Source organism: Microvirga sp. HBU67558, assembly GCF_018069605.1.
GTDB classification, from domain to species: domain Bacteria; phylum Pseudomonadota; class Alphaproteobacteria; order Rhizobiales; family Beijerinckiaceae; genus Microvirga; species Microvirga terrae.
Genome location: NZ_JAGPUP010000361.1, coordinates 1 through 2,951, shown reverse-complemented (window position 1 = coordinate 2,951; position 2,951 = coordinate 1). Strand labels below are relative to the sequence as shown.

General features: G+C 59.6%; 5 protein-coding genes. All 5 read right to left on the bottom strand.

Going from position 1 to position 2,951, the window contains the following annotated elements:
• Positions 1–437 (bottom strand): argininosuccinate synthase domain-containing protein (locus tag KBI52_RS01885; protein WP_247654115.1); only part of this gene is annotated, 437 nt, incomplete at its 3' end.
• A 298-nt stretch (positions 438–735) separates the two neighbouring features.
• Positions 736–855: a hypothetical protein gene (locus KBI52_RS33850; RefSeq protein WP_262270960.1), complete on the bottom strand. Its 120-nt coding sequence runs from the start codon at positions 853–855 to the stop codon at positions 736–738.
• A 50-nt stretch (positions 856–905) separates the two neighbouring features.
• Positions 906–1,256: a hypothetical protein gene (locus tag KBI52_RS33845; protein WP_262266510.1), complete on the bottom strand. Its 351-nt coding sequence runs from the start codon at positions 1,254–1,256 to the stop codon at positions 906–908.
• 14 nt (positions 1,257–1,270) lie between these two features.
• Positions 1,271–1,552, bottom strand: a complete 282-nt coding sequence (locus KBI52_RS32520; RefSeq protein WP_247654113.1) for a hypothetical protein — start codon at positions 1,550–1,552, stop codon at positions 1,271–1,273.
• A gap of 179 nt (positions 1,553–1,731) precedes the next feature.
• Positions 1,732–2,739, bottom strand: a complete 1,008-nt coding sequence (locus KBI52_RS01875) for an IS3 family transposase (RefSeq protein ID WP_262266506.1) — start codon at positions 2,737–2,739, stop codon at positions 1,732–1,734.
• Between the last annotated feature and the right edge of the window lie 212 nt (positions 2,740–2,951).

Sequence of the window (2,951 nt, the reverse complement as noted above, 5' to 3'; positions counted from 1 at the left end):
GGCCGGCCGCGCACCAAAGGCGCTCGCATGCCGACCCTGTCTGAGGTGCTGAAGCGGACGAGCACATTGCGATCCGTCAGGAAAGTGAGCCCGATACTGGCAAGGGCCGCAGCCTTTTGTTGCCTCGAGGCAACGGACTGAACATAGGGGCTGCCGAAAAGACCGGAAAAGCCGTGTCGCTTGATACTGTTGTTGAGGCGCGGCAGGCTATTTTGCGACAGGTTTGCCGTATGAAGGAGCAGCTCCGATCCAATGGTCGCCGCATGATCGGCAACTATACTCGCGATTACCGGCCTGCTCAACGAACTGCTCAGCGGGTAATTGCCGAGATACTTGGCATGGGCCCGAATGGCCGGCTTGACGCCCCTTTCGATGAAAGCCCCCCGGCCATCAAGGCAGATAAAACGGGCGCCGAACCTTGCGGCGGTCTGCTCCAGCAGTGGCTGGTCGATGGGCTCGCCCGCGCCGACCGCAACGGCATCGATATTCTGAAAGCCGAGTTCCTGAAGTCTGAAAGCAGGTAAGTGCTATCCAAGCCGCCACTGAACATTGTCACGACCGGTTTAGAGTGATCGCTAAAGGTCACGATATCTTCAAAGCTTTCAATACGACCAATCAGCCGATTTATGGGTGACGCTGGAGTGTTCATGATCCCATCTTCCTCTCAAAGATAGTACCGGCGGTGGTTACGACGATTATGAGGGCGGCCCCGCAGAGGCTGGGAAGTGTCAGCGGTTAAGACACAATAACGGCAGCGAATAGGAGGCCAAAGAGCGGCTCGGTACCCATCAGCAGGCCAACGCGGGTCGGCGTGCTGCCCCGAATGGCAGCGTTCTGAACATAGAAGGCCGCAATTGTGCAAAGGAGTGAGAGGAAGGCGACGGATGCCCAGAACTGACCACCGCCTATTCGGAAGCGCCACTCTGCAGCAGGAAGAGCGTAACCGTAAGGATGGCGACAGTGGAGGCTTGAAGGGTCGTCAAGGCGGCTGACGATACAGGGCGACCGGCCATCAGCCGCTTCGTCGTGACCACCAAAATAGCCCGCAATACGGCGGCGCTCAGAACAAGAAGATCCCCGAAGGTGAAAGCGGTCGTTCCTCCCATCAAGGTGGCGACACCTAAGCAAGAGCATCCGGCGCCGGCCAGAACGCCAATCGGCGGCAACTTTCTTGAGAGTCCATAGTCAAAGATGGGCGTGAAAACAACGCACAATGAGATGATCAGCGCGGTATTTGAGGCGTTCGTTGAGGACACGCGATAGGTCTCTGCTAAGAGAATCGCAAACAGGATAGCCCCCAGTACAACGCCGCGCGCACAATCCCCACGAAGGTTGCGGCAATTTCCTTGTGTGCGACAAAGGACATGGCGACTGCAGTGATCAGGAACCGGTAAAAGATGAGGACGAGAACAGGTGCAAAAACGAGCGCACCTTTCGCCACTGGATAGCTTGCACCCCAAACCAATGCGATCCCGAGGACGGACAGATCCGCCGAGAAACCACTTATCGGCTGGTGCCACGCCAACGTTCCGCCACTGCTGCCGCTATCCACGTTTTGTGTCCTCTTGCATCTTGAACCTTTAGGACCTGGCGGTATTCAGCAGGCCGAGTCGCTTACTCAACAAGAGAGGCAAATCGCGGGCCAGCGGCGCTCAAGCGCCTTAGAAGACTGAGGTGGCTTGGTTTGTTTGAACAGCGTTTTCGGCTGGATAAGTGGAGCGTCTGCCGGGGTCAGGCCGCCGCAAGCTGCGGCAGCGGGTCGAAGTAAGCCTGATCGGGTGTCTTGCGGTCAAGGGATGAATGAGGCCTCCGGCTGTTGTAAAAAGTCAGATAGCGGCCGATTGAGGCGCGGGCCTCGGACACGCTGTCATAGGCCCTCAGATACACCTCCTCGTATTTGACGCTGCGCCAGAGCCGCTCGACAAAGACGTTGTCGCGCCAGGCGCCCTTACCGTCCATGCTGATTGCGATCTCGTTCTTGAGCAGGACATCCGTGAAGGCCATCGACGTAAACTGGCGCCCCTGATCGGTGTTGAAGATCTCCGGCCGCCCATACCGGGCAAGCGCCTCCTCCACGGCTTCGATGCAGAAGGCGGCCTCCAGAGTGATCGACAGCCGCCAGGCCAGAACCCGCCGGCTGAACCAGTCGACCATTGCCGCGAGATAGACAAACCCGCGAGCCATGGGGATGTAGGTGATGTCCATGGCCCAGACTTGGTTGGCCCCCGTCACCGACAGCTTGCGCAGGAGATAGGGATAGACCGTGTGCCCTGGTGCCGGCTTGGAGGTGTTTGGCTTGCGATAGAGCGCCTCAATGCCCATCCGCTTCATCAACGTGGAAACATGCAGGCGTCCGACTGTGAAGCCCTCCGCCAGCAGCAGGTCGCGCAGCATCCGGCTGACCGCAAAGGGATACTCCAGGTGCAACTCGCCCATCCGCCGCATGAGGGCCAGATCGGCCGCCGAGGCAGGCTGCGGTCGATAATAGAGGCAGCCCCGGCTGATCCCGAGCGCCGCAGCCTGCCGACTAAGCGGCAGGGCATGCGCGCGGTCGATCATCGCTTTGCGCTCGGCCACACTCCGGCTTTGCCGAGCGCGCTTTCCAAAAAATCGTTGGCCAGGGTCAGCTCGCCGATCTTGGCGTGCAAGGTTTTTACATCCAGCGGCGGCGTGCCCGTTCCGGCCTTGGGCTCGGGCCCGAACACGCCGGCGGCTCCCTCGAGCAACTGCGCCTTCCACTGGGTGATCTGGTTGGGATGAACATCGAACTCTGATGTTCGTTGTCAATGAGCTTGGACGTGGGAGTACGATCCCAAGACGGGAGCCGGACGTGGCAGGATGGAGTAATTGCGCAGGGCCGGAGACAGAGCCGTCAAGACGACGGTCGAGCAGACTCTGATGCGCGGGTTGGTCACCGCATTTCCGTGTGTTCGTCCGGGGCTGCCTCGATC